Origin of the sequence: Pseudomonas chaetocerotis, assembly GCF_015712105.2 — a bacterium.
Classification (GTDB): Bacteria; Pseudomonadota; Gammaproteobacteria; order Pseudomonadales; family Pseudomonadaceae; genus Aquipseudomonas; species Aquipseudomonas chaetocerotis.
Genome location: NZ_JACFYX020000004.1, coordinates 293,820 through 312,185, shown reverse-complemented (window position 1 = coordinate 312,185; position 18,366 = coordinate 293,820). Strand labels below are relative to the sequence as shown.

The following is an 18,366-nucleotide window of genomic DNA, read 5'->3' as shown; positions in this document are numbered from 1 at the left end:
CATTATTTGGTGCGCTATGTAAATCGGTTGAATTTCGCTACAGAGGCCTTTCCAATCTTGGCATGTGGGCTGATGCACTAAAAAGTTTCATCAAGGCGACATTTTGATCTGTTTTGGTGCCTTGCTGCCTGCTAGAGTGCCGGCCACTTTATTTGCGTGGTGTCGAGGTGCCGTATGTCGTTGTCCGTCGATTCTTTTCTGGCGCGCCTTAAACAGCGTGATCCTGACCAGCCGGAATTCCACCAGGCGGTAGAAGAGGTGGTGCGCAGCCTGTGGCCCTTCCTCGAGGCCAACCCGCGTTATCGCGAGGCGGGCATTCTCGAACGGATGGTCGAGCCGGAGCGCGCCATCCTGTTTCGCGTGCCATGGGTCGATGACCGTGGCCAGGTGCAGGTCAACCGCGGCTACCGCATCCAGATGAGCAGCGCCATCGGCCCATACAAGGGCGGTCTGCGCTTCCACCCCTCGGTGAACCTGGGCGTGCTCAAGTTTCTCGCCTTCGAGCAGGTATTCAAGAACTCGCTGACCTCGCTGCCCATGGGCGGTGGTAAGGGCGGTGCGGACTTCGACCCCAAGGGCAAGAGCGAAGGCGAAGTGATGCGCTTCTGCCAGTCCTTCATGACCGAGCTGTATCGCCACATTGGTGCCGATCTGGATGTGCCGGCCGGCGATATCGGCGTTGGCGGTCGCGAGATTGGTTACCTGTTCGGCCAGTACAAGCGCCTGTCCAATCAATTCACCTCGGTGCTGACCGGCAAGGGTCTGAGCTACGGTGGCAGCCTGATTCGCCCGGAAGCCACCGGCTATGGCTGCGTGTACTTCGCGCAGGAGATGCTCAAGCGTATCGACCAGGGCTTCGAGGACAAGCGCGTGGCCATTTCCGGCTCCGGCAACGTCGCCCAATACGCCGCGCAGAAGGTTATTGAGCTGGGTGGTCGGGTGATCTCGATGTCCGACTCCGAGGGCACGCTGTATGCCGAGGGTGGTCTCAGCGACGAGCAATGGCGGTACCTGATGGAGCTGAAGAACGTGCGTCGCGGTCGTTTGCGCGAGATGGCCGAGCATTATGGCCTGCAGTTTCTCGCTGGGCAGCGGCCCTGGGGCCTGGCGTGCGATATCGCGTTGCCCTGCGCGACGCAGAACGAACTGGACGGTCAGGACGCTCGCACACTGCTGAAGAATGGCTGCATCTGCGTGGCCGAAGGTGCCAACATGCCGTCGACTCTGGAGGCGGTGGACCTGTTCGTCGAGGCTGGCATCTGCTACGCACCAGGCAAGGCCTCCAACGCCGGTGGCGTCGCCACCAGCGGCCTGGAAATGAGCCAGAACGCCATGCGCCTGCACTGGAGCGCCGGCGAGGTGGACGAGCGTCTGCACGGCATCATGCAGAACATCCACCATGCCTGCGTGCATCACGGTGAAGAGAACGGCCGCATCAATTACGTCAAAGGCGCCAACATCGCCGGCTTCGTCAAGGTTGCCGATGCCATGCTGGCGCAAGGCGTGGTCTGATACCAGACGCGAAGTCTGACCTTGAAAAGAGTTTGAAAAAGCATCGCTGTGGCCACGAAGCCCCGTGTGAGAACACGGGGTTTCGTCGTTTCTGGCGGGGCTGTGTTGCTCGAGCGATTCAGGCTCAGGCATGCTGCGTGCCCTCACGCTCGCTACACAGGCCCTAGCCCTGCATGAAACGTTTTGTCTTGCTCGACACCGCTGCGATCCCGGGTACGAATGGCGCGTTGAACCTCTTCGAATACGGCGAAGATTTCGTCATCAAGATCGCTGGCGGCGATGGTGGGCAGTTGATGAATACTCGTATGCACGGCTCGGAAGATGCCCTGGCTGCGATTCCCTGCAAGCAGATCGCCGGCCGGCCAAAGGTGCGGGTCTTGATCGGTGGTCTGGGTATGGGCTTCACCTTGGCCTCGGCGCTGCAGCATCTGGCTGCGGATGCCGAGGTGGCGGTGGCCGAGCTGGTGCCCGGAGTGGTCGAGTGGAACCGTGGCCCGCTGGGGGCGAAGTCCGGTTATCCGTTGAATGACCCGCGTGCGGTGATCATCCAGGAGGACGTCGCCAAGGTATTGCAGGCCGCCGAGCAGTACTACGACGCGATCATGCTGGATGTCGATAACGGCCCCGAAGGGCTGACCCAGAAGGGTAATGACTGGCTGTACAGCATGGACGGCCTGCGTCAGTGCGCCAAGGCGCTGAGGCCCAAGGGCATGCTGGCAGTGTGGTCGTCCAGCGCCGACCGGGCATTCTCGGAGAAGGTGCGCAAGGCCGGTTTCAAGGGCGAGGCGGTGCAGGTGTATGCCCACGGCAATCGGGGCACGCGGCACACCATCTGGATTGCCCAGAAGGTCTGAGCCGGCTGCCCAGGTCGTGACTGACCTGGGTAACCGCGTTGCTCAGTGAATCTGCAGTTTGCCGATACGGTCGTTGTCCAGGCTGCCGAAGTACAGGTAGTCGCCTACCGGTTTCACCGAGGTCACCATGCGCAGGTGCGTACCACTGGTGTCATGCAGGCTGCGGATGATCTCGCCGTCCTCGTTAAGGGCGATGGCGAAGCCGTAAGGGATTGCCTTTGGCCACAGCGCGCGCGGCAGCTTGGCCAGTTGCGCCTTGAGCCAGGGGTGGCGATGGAGGAAGTCGGCGTCGGCCTTGCGCGGTGTCGGCAGCGCAACCCAGAAGGTGCCGTTGCGGTCGCCCTGCAGGTTGTCCGGCAGGCCGGGCAGGTTGTCGATGAAGATGTCGTGCAGGCCGGCCTTGTCGCCCTTGAGCCAGTAACGAGTGATGCGATAGCGATAGGTCTCGTTGACTAGCACGAAGTCCTCGTTGGCCGACAGCGCTACGCCGTTGGCGAAATACAGGTCCTTCAGCAAGACACGGGTCTCGCCGCTGGCTGGGTTGTAGCTGAGCAGACGCCCATGCGGTCGGGCCTCGAGCAGGTCGAGCAGGTAGTCCGGCTGTTCGAAGCGTGATGAGGCATCGCTGAAGTAGATGGTACCGTCGCTGGCGATGTCCAGGTCATCGGTGAAGGCGAAACGCAAGCCTTCAGCCTCCGTGGTCAGCACCTTGATCGCGCCTTGCGGATCGATGCTCAGCAGGCCCTTGTAGGCGTCGGCGACGATCAGGTTGCCACTGGCGTCGAAGTTCATGCCCAGCGGGCGGCCGCCGGTGTCGGCGAAGGTTTCCAGGCTGTCATCTTGCAGCACACGAACGATGCGGCCGTCATGCAGGCCGGCGTATACCCGGCCCTGGCCATCGACGGCGGTGTCTTCCGGGCCATGCACCTGGCCGCGCGCCAACAGTTCGGCCTTCATCAGGGTGTCGTTGGGCTCCAGTGCGCCCGTCATCGCCGGGGCGGGAGCGGCATCCCAGGGCAGCGGATCGATCGGGCTAGGGGTGAGGGCCAGGTAGCTGGCCGCTGCGGCCAGCAGCATGACGATCAGGGCAAGCAGTTTCTTCAGCATTGTTGTTCTTCCGGGTCGGAGGCGGTGCGCGGCACAGATTACACAGTTCCCGCCATCGGCGGCAGGTCGCTGCCCCGTGCGATGGCCTGGGCATATATACTGCGCGGCATTCTAGACGGGAGAGCCGCGTGGCTAACGACATTCACTGGATTCTCGACGACGCCAGCCTGGCTGAGCATTGCGCTGCCTGGCAGGCGCTGCCCTTCGTCGCGCTGGACACCGAGTTCATGCGCGTCGACACCTTCTATCCCATCGCCGGATTGCTGCAGGTCAGCGGTGGCGATGGTGCCTATCTGATCGACCCCTTGCGCATCGGCGACTGGCGGCCGTTCGTCGCGCTGCTCGAAGCGCCGAGCGTGGTCAAGGTGCTGCACTCGTGCAGTGAGGACCTGGAGGTCTTTCTCCGCCTGACCGGCAGCCTGCCGGCACCGCTGTTCGATACGCAACTGGCGGCTGGTTACCTCAATCTCGGCTTCTCCATGGGCTACTCGCGTCTCGTGCAGGCCTTGCTCGATATCGAATTGCCCAAGGGCGAAACCCGCTCCGACTGGTTGCAGCGGCCGCTGTCCGAACTGCAGGTGCGCTACGCCGCCGAGGACGTGCTGCATCTCGTCGAGGTATACCACGCCCTGATGGCTCGCCTGGCGCCGCAGAAGGTCGAGTGGATTCTGGAAGACGGTGCCGAACTGGTCGCCAATCTCGGGCGTGAAGTCGCGCCGGAAGATGCCTGGCGCGATGCCAAGCTGGCCTGGAAACTCTCGCGTCAGCAGCAGGCTGTGCTGCGCGCGCTGTGCGCCTGGCGTGAGCGCGAGGCGCGCGCGCGCAACCAGCCACGCAATCGCGTTTTGCGTGAGCATTCGTTGTGGCCGCTGGCACGTACCCAGCCGGACAATCTGGTAGCGCTGGCGCGGATCGAGGACATGCACCCGAAAACCGTGCGTCAGGATGGAGAAACGCTGCTGCAGCTGATTCGCGAGGCGGCCGCATTGCCGCCCGAGCAGTGGCCCGAAGCCTTGCCCGAGCCGCTGCCAATCGAAGCCTCGGCCTTGTTGAAGAAGCTGCGAGCCGTCGGCCAGCGCGAGGGCGAGCGACTGGATATCGTGCCCGAACTGATGCTGCGCAAGAAGACACTGGAGGCCTTGCTGAAAAGCGGCTATCCCAATGGTCCTTATCAATTGCCCGACTCCCTTCGCGGCTGGCGCCGGGAGTTGATGGGGCAGGCGCTGCTTGACTGCCTGGCCGCTGAAGGAGAGTCCGCGTGAAACGCATCTGTTCCATCTATAAAAGCCCGCGCAAGAACGAGATGTACCTCTACGTGCTCAAGGCCGATGCCCTGAAGCGTGTGCCCGAGGGGCTGCTCGCGGTTTTCGGCCCGCCTGCACACGCCTTCGATCTGGTGCTCAGCCCGGAGCGGCAGTTGTCTCGGGAAGACATTGCCACCGTGCTGGAAAATCTCGACAAGCAGGGCTATCACCTGCAGATGCCGCCTCCTGAGGAGGAGTACATTCAGCATCTGCCCGATGAGCTGCTGCGCCGTAACGATCCGGTGTAACAGGCCCTTGAAAAACGTAGGCGAGGCAGGCAAGACAAGGCAAAAAAAGCCGAAAAAGCGCAGTTTACATGCTGTAAATGAGCATTTTGAGGCTTTTTTTAACGCAGTATTGCCAACGCAGGTAGTTTTTCAACGGCCTAGTAAGTCATGCGCCTGCTGATCGCTGAGGAGGATCATGCCTTCTACGCCGAGCGCATTCGCAGCACCTGCCCTGAACTGCAACTGGTCGCCGGCGCGCAGCTGGAACAGCTGTGTGCGCTAGCCGGCGACTGCGACCTGTGGCTGGGGCAGCCCGATCTGCTCGCGCCCTTGTTGCGCGACGGGGCGCGCCCGCAGTGGGTGCAGTCGACCTGGGCCGGCATCACGCCGCTGCTGGCGGAAGGACTGCCGCGTGATTACCGTCTGACCCGCGCCGTCGGCATCTTCGGTCAGGTGATGGCCGAATACGTGCTTGGTCATCTGCTGGCCCAAGAGCGGCGTCTGCTGGCCCGGCTGGCGGCGCAGGTCGAGCAGCGATGGGATCACGGCTTGCCGCGCAGCCTGCGTGGGCGCCGGGTGCTGGTGGTCGGTTGTGGCGATATCGGTCAGGCCGTCGCCGATTTCCTCCAGCCCTTCGGCGTGGAGCTGCGTGGCGTCGCCAGCCAGGCGCGTGAGCAGGCGCCATTTCTCGAAGTGGCGGCCATGGATCGACTGCCGCACCTGGTCGCCTGGGCTGATTACGTGGTCAACCTGCTGCCGGACACGCCGGCAACGCACGATCTGTACGATGCCCGGCTGCTTGCCCATTTCCGCCCAGAGGCGGTGCTGATCAATGCCGGGCGCGGTGTCGCCGTGGTCGATGCCGATCTGGTTGCCGCGCTCGAGCACAACCAGTTGGCCGCTGCGGTGATCGACGTCTGTCGCGAAGAGCCGCTGCCGCCCGGTCATGCATTCTGGACAGCGCCGCGTCTGCTGCTCACCGGCCACAGCTCGGCGCCTACCGATCCGGCACTGATGAGTGAGCTTTTCATCGACAACCTGGCGCGCTGGCAAACGGGAGAGCCGTTACGGGGTGAAGTGGATTTCGCCCGCGGTTATTGAGCACCGAAGCGCTGCGCATGGCACACCCTGCGTCAACTGGCTCCCAATCCCCCGCCGTTCGGCATGCACCGCTTGGCCGGGGCTGGGCCTCACGCTAGACTGCGGCGCTTTTTTCGCCTGAGTACATACTGCTGCCATGGCTGCTGACCTCGAACCCTTCTGGAAATGCAAGACGCTGGATCAACTCGATCAGGGCGAGTGGGAATCGCTGTGCGACGGTTGTGGCTTGTGCTGCCTGCAGAAGCTCGAGGACGAAGACGACGGCGCCGTCTACTACACGCGCATCGCCTGCAAATTGCTGGACCTGCAGACCTGTCGCTGCAGCGATTATCCTAATCGGGTCAGGCATGTGCCCGACTGCATTCAGCTCACCCCGGCGCAGGCCGATCAGTTCCAGTGGCTGCCGCCGACCTGTGCTTATCGCCTGGTCAGCGAAGGCAAGGATCTGCCGCATTGGCACCACCTGGTCAGCGGCGACCCTGACGCTGTGCACGCCGAACGCATCTCCCAGTCGGGGCGCATGCTCAGTGAGAACAGCGTGGCCGAAGACGACTGGGAAGATCATCTGATTTTCCGCGCGGGTTGATCGGCGCGCGGCTTCGTGGCAAATCTGTCGCCCGTCCATGGAATTTGCCCTGTGGCGCAGCTGTCATAGGGTGCCACGTCCTGCATCAGGAGTTTTGCTCGATGTCCCTTCGCTTACCGTTGTACGCGTCTCTGCTGCTGCTGAGCTTGCCGGCCTTCGCCGCCACGCAGAAAGTCGATCTGGATTACCGGGTGCGCTTTCTGCCCGAGAGTAATCAGGCTGAAGTCAGCATCACCCTGGAGAAGGGCGAGCGGGTGCGCAGCCTCGACTTCAATCTTGGCGAAGACGGGCGTTTCAGCGATTTCAAGGCTGACGGCCAGTGGTCGCAGGAGGCTGCCGGGCGCGGCAAGTGGCAGCCGGGCGAGGGCAAGAGCGTACTGAGCTACCGCGTGTTGATCGACAGCGAACGCAAGCCAGGGCGTTACGACGCCAGGATGACCGACGACTGGGCACTGTTCAGGGGCGACGACCTGATTCCGGCGGCCAAGCTCGATCAGCAGGACAAGACCGAGCTGGTGGCGCGCCTGCAGTTCGATCTGCCCAAGGGCTGGAAGAGCGTCGAGACCGGCTGGCCGCGCATCGGCAAGAACCGCTTTCGCATCGACAACCCGCAGCGCAGGTTCGACCGCCCGACCGGCTGGATGCTGGCTGGCAAGCTGGGTACCCGCCGTACTCGTCTGGGCGATACCGAAGTTGCCATCTCCGCGCCAATCGGCGAGGGCATGCGGCGCATGGATATCATGACGTTCCTGACCTTCGTCTGGCCGCAGATCCAGCAGGTGTTCCCGCGTGATCCGGACAAACTGCTGATCGTCGGCGCTGGCAATCCGATGTGGCGCGGTGGCTTGTCGGCGGCCAATTCCTACTACATGCACGCCGACCGTCCCCTGGTCAGCGAGAACGGCACCAGCTCACTGGTGCATGAACTGGTGCATGTGTTCGGCCGCATCTATGGTCGCGAGCGCAGTGACTGGATCGCCGAAGGCCTGGCCGAGTACTACGCCATCGAGTTGATGCGCCGCGCGGGCGGCATTAGTGAAGACCGTTATCAGAAGATCCGCGAGCAACTGATTCGCTGGAGCAAACCGGTCAGCAGTTTGCGTACCGACAATGCCAGCGGCCCCGTCACGGCGCGTGCGGTGTTGCTGTTGCAGGAGCTGGACCGGGAAATTCGGCAGAAGACCAAGGACAAGGGCAACCTGTCGCTGGATGACGTCACCCGCGGGCTGATGCGTCTGGACAAGGTCAGCACCCAGGACTTCATCGATATCACCGAGAACGTCATCGGTGGTCCTTCGAATACGTTGGATACGCGGCTGCTGCGATGAGTGTTACCGCTTCGCTCCCTGTCTGCTGGTTCTAGTCAGAACAAGGGGCCGGAGCGAGTATTGTTACCTTTGGCCAGGCGGTCGTAGAGCACCACGTTGACCGTCGCGGCCAGGTTCATGCAGCCCTGAGTAGGGATGTACACGACTTCAGCGCCACACCAGTCGAGAATCTCCTGCTGCAGTGAGCCGTCCTCTGGGCCGAAGATGTACAGCGCCCGGTCGGGATGGGTATAGGCGGGCAGGGCGCGTGCATCATCAACCAGTTCCACCGCCACTGGGGTGCAACCCAGCGGCAGGATCTTGCGCAAATCGTCGATGTTGATCAGCGGGATATCCTGATGAACCTTCTTGGTGTCGGTGATGAAATCCTTGGCGCGGTCGTAGCGGGTGCCGGTGTAGAACACCGAGCTGACGTCATAGCAGCCCGCCGCACGCATGATGGAGCCGACGTTTTCCGGGGATTTCGGGTTGAACAGGCCGATGCAGGCGTATCGTTTGTTGGCCACGGTGGCACTCGCAAAAGCGCCGATTATACGGTGCTGACCAGCGCGCCCTAGTCCTTTTTCAACAGGCTGGCCAGATCGCCAAAGGCCTTGTAGGTCGATTTGGCAGCCTGAGGGCTGGCGGTGGAGCCTTCGGCGAAATACTGCTGGTCGGTGTAGCGCGAGTGTTCGTTGTCATGACAGAACAGGCACAGCAGCTCCCAGTTGGAACCATCGGCCGGGTTGTTGTGGTGGTTGTGATCGCGGTGATGCACGGTCAGTTCGCTCAGGCGCTTGCCAGAGAACTCGCGGGCGCAGCGGCCGCAGACATGGGGGTACATTTTCAGCGCTTTCTGCCGGTAGCCCTCTTCGGCCTGGGCGGACAGGTAGTAGCGGTTGTTATTGGTGCTCATGACAGAACCTGTTATCGGGAGGTGAACGCTTGACTGGATATGTTGCCAGAATAGAACGAAAGCCAGCTGCACAGGAGATATGTCATGCGCTTGCCTATGTTCGCCGTGATGATTCTGGCCTCCAGCCTTGGCGGCTTGGTCTGGGCTCAGGAACCGATGCGCATGCCGTCCGCGCCTGGGGCAGGTGCGCCGGGCACTGCGACGCCACAGCCTTACGGCCAGCCTTCCACGCCCACTACGATCAAGCGCCAGGGATCGGCGCCCCTCTTACCGCCGCCCCAGGGACAAACGCCCCCAGGGACTGCGCCGAAATCCACTGGCGATCAATCGATTCCGCAGCTCGATGAGCAACTGCGCCGCAATAGCCAGGGGCTGGACGGGCAGCGCAAGGCGGAGTGATCGACGTAGGAGCGGTTGGGCGGCATTCCGCTTCAGTCACGATGCTTGTGGAATCGCGGCTGAGGCGGAATGCCGCCTCAGCCGCTCCTACGGGTGCGCTATCCCGAGCACACGGAACAGGAAGGCGTACTCCAGTGCCACATCCTTGATGCCCTGATACCGTCCACTCATGCCGCCATGGCCGGCACCGAGTTCGGTCTTGAGCAGCAGCAGGTTGGCGTCGGTCTTGTCGCGGCGCAGTCTGGCCACCCATTTGGCCGCTTCCCAGTACTGCACGCGACTGTCGTTGTAGCCTGCGACGGCGAGGATGGGCGGATAGGCCTGGGCGCGTACATTCTCGTAGGGCGCATACGCCTTGATGCGCTCGAATACCTCGGGCTGGTTCGGATCACCCCATTCGTCGTACTCGGTCACGGTCAGCGGCAGATCCGGGTTGAGCATGGTGTTGAGCACATCGACGAAAGGCACTTCGGCAATGGCTGCACCGAACAGCTCGGGACGCTGGTTGAGCACGGCGCCGATCAGCAGGCCGCCGGCGCTGCCGCCGCTGATCGCCAGTTGCGCGGTGGTGGTCAGACCTTCGGTGATCAGGCGTTCGGCGCTGGCGATGAAGTCATCGAAGCTGTTCTGTTTGTGCTCGAGCTTGCCGGCACGGTACCAGGCTTCACCCATCTCGCCGCCACCGCGTATGTGCGCGATGGCGAAGACGAAACCGCGATCCAGCAGGCTCAGGCGGGCGTGGGAGAACCAGGGGTCGAGGCTCGCGCCGTAGGCGCCGTACCCATAGAGATAGAGCGGTGCGGGCTTTGCTGCGGCGAATACCTCGCGGCGCGCCACCAGGCTGATCGGTATCTGCGTGCCGTCGGCCGCAGTGGCCCAAAGGCGGCGGCTCTCATAGGCATCGGCATCGAACGGACCTTCCACCGGTGTCTGCTTGAGGACCTGCTGAGCGCCCGTGGCCAGTTCCAGTTGACGCACTTGCGCGGGGCGGTTCAGCGCTTCGTAGCGCAGGCGGATCACCGGGCTGTGAAACTCCAGGCTGTCCTGTACGTAGAGGCTGTAGGCCGCATCCGGCAGTTGCACGTGATAGGGCGCCTGACCCTGCGGCTGCACCTCCAGAATCGGCAGGCCGCCCTCACGCAGGGCAAGGGTGAGGGCGCGCTGGTTCAGCGTGGCACCTTCGAGCATTACCTGCGGGTCGTGCGCGCGAATCTGTTGCCAGTGCGCGCGTTGCGGTTGCGCCTCGGTGGCGCGATAGAGCGCGAAGTTGATGCCGCTCTGGTTGCTGCGGATCAGCCAGCACCACTGGCCGTCCAGCATGCCGTGATCGACATCGTATTCGTGGCCTTCCTCACGCGGTGCCAGGCAGTTGAAGTCGCCCTGCGGCTGCTGCGCGTCGAGCACCCAGACCTCGCTGGTGGTCTTGCTGCCCAGTTGCAGGATCAACTGACGCTCGGAGCTGGAACGGTAGCAATGCAGGAAGAAGCGGCCATCTGCTTCCTCGAATACGGCTGTGGCGCCCGCTTCGCCGAGGCGATGACGGTAGAGCTTGTAGGGGCGGTGGGTGTCGTCCAGTTCGGTGAAGAACAGCGTCTGGCTGTCGCCCGCCCAGGTCATGCTGCCGTCGCAGTCGTCGAAGGGCAGTTCGCTGATCTGGCCGCTGTCCAGTTCCTTGACGAACAGGCGGTAGATTTCGTCGCCGCTGCTGTCGAGGCTGTAGGCCAGGCGCTGCTGGTCGGGGCTGATGCTGAATGCGCCGACGGACAGAAAGCCACCGGCGGCCAACTCGTTGGGGTCGAGCAACAGCGTTTCGCTGGCCGCGTCGACGTCCAGTGAGCCATCGGCAGGGCGGCGGCAACGATAGTGCCGCGGATATTCGTCCCCGGCGGTGGTGCGCTGGTAGTAGAGGTAGTCGCCCCAGGGCGTCGGCAGCGACAGATCAGTCTCGCGAATGCGCCCCTTGATCTCCTCGAACAGCTGCTCGCGCAGGGCCTGTTGAGGTTCCAGCACGGCATCCAGATAAGCGTTTTCTGCCTGCAGATGCGCCAGCACCTCGTCGCTGTCGCGGTTTTCCAGCCAGTGATAAGGGTCGTTGCCGGCTTCCTGGCGGGCGATGGGGGCAGAGGGCATGGCGTAGCTCCAGAGAACGATAGGGCGACGGCAGGGGCGCCGCGCTGGGCAAAAGCCGCTATCATAAGCGCCCCTTTGTCAGACCTGCCACGCTGGCGCCTGCTTATGATGACTGAAAACGACTACCTCCTGGCCTGGGCGGCCTATGGGATTGCCGCCCTGGGTTGCCTGTTGGTGTGGATGCGCCTGACCAGCTGGATGTGGCGCTACCTGCGCGAGCCGCTCGCCGTGCTGATTGCCGTGCTGCTGTTCAGCCCGACCATCGTCGATCCGGTACGTGAGCTGTTCGCGCCCGCCCTTGCGGTTACCGCCATGGATATATTGCTCAAGGTCGGCAACAACGCCTGGCGCGCGGTCGCTGATCTGGCGCTTTACAGCTTGATCGCGCTTGCCGTGTATCTGGTGTTCGTCGCTGTTCGCTGGCCCATCGAACGTTGGTGGAAAGGACGCAAGGGCGAACAGGTATCTGAGCCTGACGAAGACCCGCGCACCCTGCGCGAACGCATGGAAGAAGACGACGACCTGCCTATTCGCGACTACGAGCGCGATCGCTCTGGCCGTATGGAACCGCGTATTTGATCTGACCCCTTGCGCCTGCCGACCCAGGCGTTCAGCATGATGGCCTTGTGCAAGGGAGGCCCGATGGATTGCGTGTTCTGTGCCATTGCCGAGCGACGGCTACCCGCTCACCGTCTGTATGAAGACGAAGACTTCATCGTGCTGCTGGACATCTTCCCGATGCGTCCGGCCCATGTGCTGATCGTCAGTCGTCTGCATGCGCCGTATCTACATGATCTGCCGCCAGCGGTTCGTGAGCGTCTGCTGGCCTTGTCCGCGCGTGTGGCCGCTGCACTGCGTGAGGCGGGTTACGGCAAGAACGGCGTCAACCTGCTGATAAATGATGGTCCTGATTCCAATCAGCACGTTCCCCATCTTCATTTACACCTGATTCCGCGGCGGCCGGGTGACCTGCCAGCGTTGCTCTGGCGACTGCTGGTGCGATTTCTGCCAATGGGTCGCAAGCGACTCGACGCGCGTCTGCAGGACGAAGCCGATCGTTTGCGTCTGATCCTCGGCAAGGAGAATTGATTCGATGTGCGAATTGCTCGGCATGAGCGCCAATGTACCCACCGATATCGTGTTCAGCTTTACCGGGCTGATGCAGCGGGGCGGCCGCACCGGCCCGCACCGCGATGGTTGGGGCATCGGCTTTTACGAGGGGCGGGGCTTGCGTCTGTTTCAGGACCCGCGGGCGAGCAGCGAATCCGAGGTGGCGCAGCTGGTGCAGCGCTACCCGATCAAGAGCGAGGTGGTGATCGGCCATATCCGCCAGGCCAATGTCGGCAAGGTCAGCCTGGTCAATACTCACCCCTTCAGCCGTGAGTTGTGGGGGCGTAACTGGTGTTTCGCGCACAACGGTCAACTGGCGGGTCTGGAAGGCTCCACCACCTTCTACCGACCCGTCGGCGAAACCGATAGCGAGGCGGCGTTCTGCGATCTGCTCAACCGCGTGCGCCGCGCCTTTCCCGAGCCGGTATCGGTGGAAATGCTCCTGCCGGTGCTGGTGGCAGCCTGTGCCAGCTACCGCAAGCTCGGCGTGTTCAACTGCCTGCTCAGCGATGGCGACTGGCTGTTCAGCTTCTGTTCGACCAAGCTCGCGCATATCACCCGTCGCGCGCCGTTCGGCCCTGCGCAACTCAAGGACGCCGACCTGAAAGTGGATTTCCAGTCGCAAACCACGCCCAATGACGTGGTGACGGTGATCGCCACCGAACCTTTGACCGACAATGAACAATGGTCGCTGTACCAGCCGGGCGAATGGCGCCTGTGGCGTCGTGGCGAATGCATCACTGACGGCAAGGCCTGATCCCATGCTTAGAAGCTACCTGCGTCTGACGCTGTTCGCTTTTGGCCTGTTGCTCGGCGTGCAGGTGCCGGGCTTCGTCGATGACTATGCCAAGCGGGTCGAGGCTCATCGCCTGGAGTCGCAGCAGAGTCTCAAAGGCTTCCAGGAAACTGCGCGCAATTTCTTCAAGGGCGATATGGATGCGCTGGTCGCACACTATCGCGTCAGCGACGACCCGGTGATGCGCAGCGATGCCAATAGCGTGGCGCACCTGGTGCAGCGCTCAGCCTTGCTCGAACGCGAATGGCAGGCCATGCAGGGCCCCTGGTACGCCCAGGCCTGGCACCTGGCGACCGGCGCGGATCACCAGCTGTTCGAGGAAACCCTGCAGGCATACCGTTATCAGGTGTTGTTTACCCCGGATGCGATTCTCTGGGGCGTGATCAGCGCGTTGCTGCTGGCCTGGCTGGCGGAGCTGCTGGTGGTGTCGTGCGGCTGGGTGTTCGGCGCAGGGCAGACCAGGCGTGCGCAACAGCGCCACTGGCGCTGAATACCCGTTCATGGGGGCATCGGGCAAAACACCGGCGATTGGTGAGTACGGCGCTCAGTAGCCGAGAGCCAACTCCGGACCCAGGTAGGCATTGACCTGGAGGATATCGTCCTCGCCGAGCAGGCCGACCGCTGCGGCCAGCTGCAGGCGTGCGAGCAGATAGCGAAGTTTGGCTTCGAGCAGGTCGCGGCGGGCGATGAACACCTGTTCTTCGGCGTTGAGTATATCGACATTGGTACTGGAGCCTGCGAGAAACCCTTTGCGCGCCGAATCCTGCGCCCGCTCGCTGGAAATGACGGCCTGCTGCAGGGCACGAATGCGCGCCTGGCCGCTCTGCACACCGCGGAACTCACGGGTTGTGGCGGAGAACACCTCCTCGCGGCTGGCATTGACTTCTTCACCGGCCTGTTCACGACTCGCGGTGGCCTGGCGCACCCGTGCGCTGACGCCGCCGCCGGAGTAAAGCGGCATGGTGAATTCCAGGCCGATGGAGCTGTAGCGGTTGGTCTGGTTGATGGTGGAGAGCGAATCGCTCTCGCTGTCGGTATAGCCCAGTACCAGATCAAGAGTGGGCCAGTGGGCGCTGCTGGCGCGTTTGACCTCCTCTTCGGCGAGGCCATGATTGAGTTGTCGCGCACGTAGCGAAGGGTTGTTCAGTTGCGCCTTTTGTAGCCAGTCCTGAAGGTTGTCCGGTTGCAGCGGCGGGGTTGGAAAGTCCGTGTGCAGGGTGGAGAGCTGGTCCGGGTTGGTACCGAGCAACTCCTGCAACAGGCGCAGGGCGACCACCAGATTGTCCTCGGCTTCGATCACGCCGGCCCTCGCCAGGTCACGTCGTGCGGTGGCCTGGTCGACATCGGTGATGGTGCCGTCGCCCAGGTCGAAGCGGCGCTTGGCAGCCGCTACCTGCTGCTCGAAAGCCTTGAGCTTGGCGCGCGAAAGGTCGATGGTCTCGCGCGTCAGCAACACATCGAAGTAGCGACTGGCCAGTCGTACGGCAACACTCTGCGTCTTGGCATCGAACACCGCTTCGCTGTAGCTGGCGCGTTGCTTGCCCTGGCGGTACTCGACCATTTTCTGGCGGTTGTACAGCGGCTGGCGCAATTGCACGCTGAGGTTTTCCGAGTCGTAGTCCAGATCGTTCTCGATGCGCCGGCCGAGTACATTCTGTTGCTCCTGGGTACCGTCCACCTGGCTTTTGCTGGCCCTGGCCGTGACCTGTGGCAGCAGCCCGGCTCTGCCGATGGCGGGGTTTTCAAGCCCTGCGGCACGTTCGTGGACGGCCGCACGATAGGTCGGGCCCTGCAGCTGCAGCAATTCCCAGGCCTGCACCAGGTCCATGGAGTGGGCGGGCAGGCTGACCAGGCAGCAGAGGCCTGACAGGATCTGGCGTACGAGCATGTCATTGCTCCTTGAAGGCCCCATCGATACGGTCGAGCATGGGCTTCATCAGATAGCTCATCAGGTTGCGTTCACCGGTCTTGATCGTCACGGTGGCTGGCATGCCAGGGCGAATGCGATTGTTGCCCAGCTTGTCCATGCCTTCGGCGGTGACCTCGATCTCGGCCAGGTAGTAGGGCTGCTTGTTGGTCTCGTCGATAAGGCGATCGGCGGAAATCGTCAGCACGCGACCAGGAATGTTCGGCGTCTGCGCGTGGTTGAATGCGGGGAAGGCGATGTCCACCGGCAATCCAGGTTGCATCTTGTCGATGGCCTGCACTGGCACCATGGCATCCACCTGCAGCGGCTCATTGGCCGGCACCACGTCCATGATCCGCGAGCCGGCCTGGATCACCCCGCCTATGGTGGAGGCAGACAACCCCAGCACCACGCCGTCGATGGGCGAGCGGATCACTGTGTTGGTGACTTCATAGTCCAGTGCTCGCAGGCGGTCGGCGAGGGCGGCGGCCTCTTTCTGCATATCGCTGAGCTGCGATTGCACTTCCTGCTGGTAATTCTGTTCAAGCTGGAGAATGCGCAGTTTGAGCTCGGCGATCTGGTTGCGCGTACGTCCTGTGTCGGCGATGTTCTGCGCCAGCGAGGCGCTCAGTTCGGCGGCGTTGCGTTCCAGTTCGAGCATGCGGTTGCGCGTCACATAGCCTTCCGCCGCGAGGCTGCGCACGCCGTCGAGCTCCTGGTTGAGCAGCCTGATCTGCGCGCTGCGCGAGTACTGGACCTGGCGCAGGCCCTTGAGCTGCTCCTCGGCGCCGAGGATGTTCTCGCGGAGAATCTCGGCTTCGCCGGTCAATGCCGTACGGCGGGTAGTGAACAGGCGCTGCTGCAGGGCGACGGAGGCATGCAGGCGTGGGTCGTCGGCGAACTGGCTGAGCAACTCAGGGTCGAACTCGACCTGTGCTGCGCCGTCGCGCTCGGCCTGCAGGCGACTTTTTACTGTGCTGACCACGATGTACTGCGCGCGGACCATGCCCTGCTCGGCAATAGCGCGGGTGGCGTCCAGTTCGATCAGCGGCTGGTTGCGTTGCACCAGATCACCCTCGCGCACCAGGATGGCGCCGACCGAGCCGCCGGTCAGGTGCTGGATGGTCTTGCGGTTGTCGGTGACGTTGACCGTGGCATTGGCCACCACTCCGGCATCCAGTGGCGCGAGAATGGCCCAGAGAATGAATCCGCCGAAGCCGGCGAGCACCAGCGACAAGCCCCAGCGACTGGGTTTGCCATCGTCCATGTCAACTGTGCAGGGGCTATCCGTCAGTATCAGCCCCTTGCTTTCGAACTGCAGATCGGACATGACATGTCACTCCTTGGCCCGTACCGAGGCCAGGGTCGGCGCCCCTTTACCGGTGGGGACCACGTTGGCCTGGCGCAACGCGGCGAATACCTCATCGCGGCTGCCGAACATCTGTACAGCGCCTTCGCGCAGTACCAGAACCTTGTCCACCATGCTCAGCACGGTGGGGCGGTGGGAGATCAGCACCAGGGTCTTGCCGCGTTGCTTGAGGTCGAGCAGCGCTTGCAGCAGCGCCGCTTCGCCGACGTCGTCGAGGCTGGCGTTGGGCTCGTCGAGGACGATCAGCGAGGGCTCGCCATAGAGTGCGCGGGCCAGACCGATGCGCTGCTTCTGCCCGCCAGACAACGAGCCACCGTCGGCGCTCAGATGGGTGTCGTAGCCGTGCGGCAGGTGCAAGATCATTTCATGCACGCCGGCCTGCCTGGCGGCCAGGATCACTGCCTCGCTGTCGATTGCGCCGAAGCGCGCGATGTTCTCGGCGATGCTGCCTTCGAACAGTTCGACGTCCTGCGGCAGGTAGCCGAGCCAGGGACCCAGTTCGGCCTTGTTCCATTGATAGATATCGGCGCCGTCCAGGCGCACCTTGCCGCCTTGCGCTTGCCAGACGCCAACCAGCAGGCGGGCCAGGGTGGATTTTCCCGATGCCGAGGGCCCGATGATGCCCAGAGCTTCGCCGGGCGACAGGTTGAAGCTGACGCCGCGCAGGATCGGCGTGGGCGAGCCCGGTGCGCTGGCGAAGGCGTTCTCCACGTGGAGCATGCCCAGCGGCTTGGGTAGCGGCATGGAGGGCTTGTGCGCAGGGAAGTCGGTCAGCAGCCCGGACAACCGGGCCCAGGCAGCGCGGCTGGAGAGCAGCTGCTTCCAGGCCGAAATTACCTGCTCCACTGGCGCCAGGGCACGACCGGAGAGGATCGAGCAGGCGATCATCATGCCTGGGGTGATCGTGCCCTGGATTGCCAGCAAGGCGCCGGCGCCCAGGATCAGCGACTGCAGGGTGACACGCACGAAGCGACTGGCCCCGGCGATGTAGGCCGCGCGGTCTGAGGCCAGGGTTTGCAGTTCGAGAATTTTCAGGTGGTTGCCGAACCAGCGCTGACGAATCGCCGGCAGCATGCCCATGGCTTCGATCACTTCGGCATTGCGCAGGTTGTTGTTGGCGAAACTGCCGGATACCAGCGAGGCCTGATTGGCCTCGGCCAGCGGCTTGCGGGTACTGACTTCGGTCAGCCAGGCCAGGCTCACCAGCAGTAACGAGCCGATCAGGGTAATCAGGCCGAGCAGTGGGTGCACCAGGTAGATCACCAGCAGGAAGATGGGGGTCCAGGGGGCGTCGAAGAAGGCGAACAGGCCGTTACCGGTGAGAAACTGGCGAACCTGCGAGAGGTCCTGCAGCGCCTGGGCGGGGTTGCCGCCGGCGCGGCGCAGGTTGCGCTCGAAGGCGGCGCCGAAGATGCGCTTGTTGAGCATCATGTCGAGACGGTTGCCGACGCGGATCAGCACGCTCGAGCGCACCACCTCCAACAGCGCCATCAGTACATACAGACCGATCACCAGCACGGTGAGCATTAGCAGGGTAGTGACGTTGCTGCTGACCAGGGCGCGATCATAGACCTGCAGCATATAAACAGCCGGGGTCAGCATCAGCAGGTTGATCACCCCGCTGAAGGCGGCCAGTGCGTAAAAGGTACGGCGCAGGCGAAACAGCACCTCGGCCAGCTCGGAACGCGGGGACTGCGGGACGTCCATGGGACCCTCCGGCACTGCATGTTCGCTGGGTGTCC

At 63.1% G+C, this 18,366-nt stretch carries 19 protein-coding genes; 12 read left to right on the top strand and 7 right to left on the bottom strand.

Annotated features, from left to right (window positions below):
* The first annotated feature begins 174 nt into the window (after positions 1 to 174).
* Positions 175 to 1,512 (top strand): NADP-specific glutamate dehydrogenase, encoded by a 1,338-nt coding sequence (gene gdhA, locus H3221_RS09670; RefSeq protein WP_196473980.1) that lies wholly within the window; start codon positions 175 to 177, stop codon positions 1,510 to 1,512.
* A 173-nt stretch (positions 1,513 to 1,685) separates the two neighbouring features.
* The gene (locus tag H3221_RS09665; RefSeq protein ID WP_196473981.1) at positions 1,686 to 2,366 is read left to right on the top strand and encodes a spermine/spermidine synthase domain-containing protein; all 681 of its coding nucleotides are present in this window, start codon (positions 1,686 to 1,688) and stop codon (positions 2,364 to 2,366) included.
* 42 nt (positions 2,367 to 2,408) lie between these two features.
* Here H3221_RS09665 and H3221_RS09660 read toward each other — a convergent pair whose 3' ends face one another.
* On the bottom strand, positions 2,409 to 3,470 hold the full coding sequence (locus H3221_RS09660) for an SMP-30/gluconolactonase/LRE family protein (RefSeq protein ID WP_196474184.1): 1,062 nt from the start codon (positions 3,468 to 3,470) through the stop codon (positions 2,409 to 2,411).
* Positions 3,471 to 3,601: 131 nt separating this feature from the next.
* Between H3221_RS09660 and rnd the strand changes: the two genes are divergently transcribed.
* The 5 genes from rnd (at position 3,602) to H3221_RS09635 (ending at position 8,019) form a co-directional block, all read left to right on the top strand.
* Positions 3,602 to 4,735, top strand: a complete 1,134-nt coding sequence (rnd, locus tag H3221_RS09655; protein WP_196473982.1) for a ribonuclease D — start codon at positions 3,602 to 3,604, stop codon at positions 4,733 to 4,735.
* Complete coding sequence (locus H3221_RS09650; RefSeq protein ID WP_160018322.1) at positions 4,732 to 5,025, top strand: YcgL domain-containing protein; 294 nt, start codon at positions 4,732 to 4,734, stop codon at positions 5,023 to 5,025. The genes rnd and H3221_RS09650 overlap by 4 nt, the downstream gene beginning before the upstream one ends.
* Positions 5,026 to 5,172: 147 nt before the next feature.
* Positions 5,173 to 6,105, top strand: a complete 933-nt coding sequence (locus tag H3221_RS09645) for a D-2-hydroxyacid dehydrogenase (protein ID WP_196473983.1) — start codon at positions 5,173 to 5,175, stop codon at positions 6,103 to 6,105.
* 136 nt (positions 6,106 to 6,241) lie between these two features.
* Positions 6,242 to 6,691, top strand: coding sequence for a YcgN family cysteine cluster protein (locus tag H3221_RS09640; RefSeq protein ID WP_196473984.1), 450 nt, complete (start codon positions 6,242 to 6,244; stop codon positions 6,689 to 6,691).
* Positions 6,692 to 6,792: 101 nt separating this feature from the next.
* Positions 6,793 to 8,019, top strand: coding sequence for a gluzincin family metallopeptidase (locus H3221_RS09635; protein WP_196473985.1), 1,227 nt, complete (start codon positions 6,793 to 6,795; stop codon positions 8,017 to 8,019).
* A gap of 35 nt (positions 8,020 to 8,054) precedes the next feature.
* Here H3221_RS09635 and H3221_RS09630 read toward each other — a convergent pair whose 3' ends face one another.
* Together H3221_RS09630 and H3221_RS09625 are read right to left on the bottom strand one after the other, a co-directional pair.
* Positions 8,055 to 8,525 (bottom strand): RNA methyltransferase, encoded by a 471-nt coding sequence (locus H3221_RS09630; RefSeq protein ID WP_003461669.1) that lies wholly within the window; start codon positions 8,523 to 8,525, stop codon positions 8,055 to 8,057.
* Positions 8,526 to 8,572: 47 nt separating this feature from the next.
* Complete coding sequence (locus tag H3221_RS09625; RefSeq protein WP_003461667.1) at positions 8,573 to 8,914, bottom strand: YajD family HNH nuclease; 342 nt, start codon at positions 8,912 to 8,914, stop codon at positions 8,573 to 8,575.
* Positions 8,915 to 8,998: 84 nt separating this feature from the next.
* Here H3221_RS09625 and H3221_RS09620 point away from each other — a divergent pair, with 84 nt between their 5' ends.
* Positions 8,999 to 9,313 (top strand): hypothetical protein, encoded by a 315-nt coding sequence (locus H3221_RS09620; RefSeq protein WP_196473986.1) that lies wholly within the window; start codon positions 8,999 to 9,001, stop codon positions 9,311 to 9,313.
* 87 nt (positions 9,314 to 9,400) lie between these two features.
* Here the strand turns inward: H3221_RS09620 and H3221_RS09615 are convergent, their stop codons facing one another.
* Positions 9,401 to 11,443, bottom strand: coding sequence for a S9 family peptidase (locus H3221_RS09615; RefSeq protein ID WP_196473987.1), 2,043 nt, complete (start codon positions 11,441 to 11,443; stop codon positions 9,401 to 9,403).
* Between the two features lie 105 nt (positions 11,444 to 11,548).
* Between H3221_RS09615 and H3221_RS09610 the strand changes: the two genes are divergently transcribed.
* From H3221_RS09610 to H3221_RS09595, 4 genes are all read left to right on the top strand, one after another.
* The gene (locus H3221_RS09610; protein WP_196473988.1) at positions 11,549 to 12,022 is read left to right on the top strand and encodes an MFS transporter; all 474 of its coding nucleotides are present in this window, start codon (positions 11,549 to 11,551) and stop codon (positions 12,020 to 12,022) included.
* A gap of 63 nt (positions 12,023 to 12,085) precedes the next feature.
* The gene (locus tag H3221_RS09605; protein ID WP_196473989.1) at positions 12,086 to 12,532 is read left to right on the top strand and encodes an HIT family protein; all 447 of its coding nucleotides are present in this window, start codon (positions 12,086 to 12,088) and stop codon (positions 12,530 to 12,532) included.
* A 4-nt stretch (positions 12,533 to 12,536) separates the two neighbouring features.
* Positions 12,537 to 13,310: a class II glutamine amidotransferase gene (locus H3221_RS09600; protein ID WP_143509008.1), complete on the top strand. Its 774-nt coding sequence runs from the start codon at positions 12,537 to 12,539 to the stop codon at positions 13,308 to 13,310.
* A gap of 4 nt (positions 13,311 to 13,314) precedes the next feature.
* Positions 13,315 to 13,839: a DUF2937 family protein gene (locus H3221_RS09595; RefSeq protein WP_196473990.1), complete on the top strand. Its 525-nt coding sequence runs from the start codon at positions 13,315 to 13,317 to the stop codon at positions 13,837 to 13,839.
* A gap of 54 nt (positions 13,840 to 13,893) precedes the next feature.
* Here the strand turns inward: H3221_RS09595 and H3221_RS09590 are convergent, their stop codons facing one another.
* Genes H3221_RS09590 through H3221_RS09580 form a run of 3 tightly spaced genes read right to left on the bottom strand, consistent with a single transcriptional unit; the run spans position 13,894 to position 18,331 of the window.
* Positions 13,894 to 15,237 carry a TolC family outer membrane protein gene (locus H3221_RS09590; protein ID WP_196473991.1) on the bottom strand — a complete coding sequence of 448 codons (1,344 nt, stop codon included), beginning with the start codon at positions 15,235 to 15,237 and terminating at the stop codon, positions 13,894 to 13,896.
* Position 15,238: 1 nt separating this feature from the next.
* Positions 15,239 to 16,585, bottom strand: a complete 1,347-nt coding sequence (locus H3221_RS09585; protein ID WP_196473992.1) for an HlyD family type I secretion periplasmic adaptor subunit — start codon at positions 16,583 to 16,585, stop codon at positions 15,239 to 15,241.
* A 6-nt stretch (positions 16,586 to 16,591) separates the two neighbouring features.
* Positions 16,592 to 18,331: a type I secretion system permease/ATPase gene (locus H3221_RS09580; protein WP_196473993.1), complete on the bottom strand. Its 1,740-nt coding sequence runs from the start codon at positions 18,329 to 18,331 to the stop codon at positions 16,592 to 16,594.
* Positions 18,332 to 18,366: the final 35 nt, after the last annotated feature.

Coding starts and splice junctions, on each gene's coding strand:
- gdhA (WP_196473980.1), top strand. CDS start 175: ATGTCGTTGTCCGTCGATTCTTTTCTGGCGCGCCTTAAACAGCGTGAT.
- H3221_RS09665 (WP_196473981.1), top strand. CDS start 1,686: ATGAAACGTTTTGTCTTGCTCGACACCGCTGCGATCCCGGGTACGAAT.
- H3221_RS09645 (WP_196473983.1), top strand. CDS start 5,173: ATGCGCCTGCTGATCGCTGAGGAGGATCATGCCTTCTACGCCGAGCGC.
- H3221_RS09640 (WP_196473984.1), top strand. CDS start 6,242: ATGGCTGCTGACCTCGAACCCTTCTGGAAATGCAAGACGCTGGATCAA.
- H3221_RS09635 (WP_196473985.1), top strand. CDS start 6,793: ATGTCCCTTCGCTTACCGTTGTACGCGTCTCTGCTGCTGCTGAGCTTG.
- H3221_RS09625 (WP_003461667.1), bottom strand. CDS start 8,914: ATGAGCACCAATAACAACCGCTACTACCTGTCCGCCCAGGCCGAAGAG.
- H3221_RS09620 (WP_196473986.1), top strand. CDS start 8,999: ATGCGCTTGCCTATGTTCGCCGTGATGATTCTGGCCTCCAGCCTTGGC.
- H3221_RS09615 (WP_196473987.1), bottom strand. CDS start 11,443: ATGCCCTCTGCCCCCATCGCCCGCCAGGAAGCCGGCAACGACCCTTAT.
- H3221_RS09610 (WP_196473988.1), top strand. CDS start 11,549: ATGATGACTGAAAACGACTACCTCCTGGCCTGGGCGGCCTATGGGATT.
- H3221_RS09605 (WP_196473989.1), top strand. CDS start 12,086: ATGGATTGCGTGTTCTGTGCCATTGCCGAGCGACGGCTACCCGCTCAC.
- H3221_RS09600 (WP_143509008.1), top strand. CDS start 12,537: ATGTGCGAATTGCTCGGCATGAGCGCCAATGTACCCACCGATATCGTG.
- H3221_RS09595 (WP_196473990.1), top strand. CDS start 13,315: ATGCTTAGAAGCTACCTGCGTCTGACGCTGTTCGCTTTTGGCCTGTTG.
- H3221_RS09590 (WP_196473991.1), bottom strand. CDS start 15,237: ATGCTCGTACGCCAGATCCTGTCAGGCCTCTGCTGCCTGGTCAGCCTG.
- H3221_RS09585 (WP_196473992.1), bottom strand. CDS start 16,585: ATGTCCGATCTGCAGTTCGAAAGCAAGGGGCTGATACTGACGGATAGC.
- H3221_RS09580 (WP_196473993.1), bottom strand. CDS start 18,331: ATGGACGTCCCGCAGTCCCCGCGTTCCGAGCTGGCCGAGGTGCTGTTT.